General features: G+C 61.8%; 1 protein-coding gene. It reads right to left on the bottom strand.

Features of this window, described 5'->3' with window-relative positions; translation table 11 throughout:
* Nucleotides 1-853 (bottom strand): 3,5-dioxohexanoate:acetyl-CoA acetone transferase (kce, locus tag AWB81_RS43640; protein WP_144444422.1); only part of this gene is annotated, 853 nt, incomplete at both ends.

The raw sequence follows: 853 nt of genomic DNA on the forward strand, positions 1-853 counted from the left end.
AAAAGTTGGTATCGCTCGCGCCCTTGAGGCCGAGCATCTGGCGTGCTTCATCCGGCGTTGCGATGTCGAGCGACAGTCCCTCGATGATCTGGCGGATCTTCACGACCTGCGCCGCGCTCGATTCGGCTAACTTGCCCGGCTCGATCCACAGCGAGTCCTCCAGTCCGACCCGCACGTTCGAGCCTTGCGCGAGGCCCAGCGTGCCCATCGGGAACTGGTTACGTCCGGCACCCAGAATCGACCACACGAAGTCTTTGCCGAACAGACGGTCCGCGGTGCGCTTCATGTGTGCGAGGTCTTCGGGGTGTGCCCCGATGCCGCCGAGCAAGCCGAACACGCTCTGCACGAAGAACGGCCCCTTGACGAGGCCCCGATCGATGAAGTGCGCGAGGTTGTAAAGGTGCGAGATGTCGTAGCACTCGAATTCGAAGCGTGTGCCGTTCGCCGCGCACGATGTCAGGATGTACTCGATGTCGGAGAAGGTGTTCTTGAACACCAGGTCGCGACTGTTCTCAAGGTGCTTGCGCTCCCAGTCGTGCTTGAATTCCTTGAAGCGTCCGAGCATCGGATACAGGCCGAAGTTCATCGAACCCATGTTCAAGGATGCGAGTTCCGGCTTAAAGTGGTGCGCAGGCTTCAGACGCTCCTCGACGGTCATATGGGGACTTCCGCCGCTTGTGATGTTGATCACGGCATTGGTTTGCGCCTTGATGCGCGGCAGGAATTCCTGAAACAGCGCAGGGTCCTGCGACGGCCGGCCGTCGCTCGGGTCGCGTGCGTGCAGGTGCAGGATTGCCGCGCCCGCTTGTGCTGCAGCGAGTGCCGCGTCGCCGATCTCTTGGGCCGTCACCGG

The organism is Caballeronia arationis, from assembly GCF_001544975.2.
In the GTDB taxonomy this organism is placed as follows: domain Bacteria; phylum Pseudomonadota; class Gammaproteobacteria; order Burkholderiales; family Burkholderiaceae; genus Caballeronia; species Caballeronia arationis.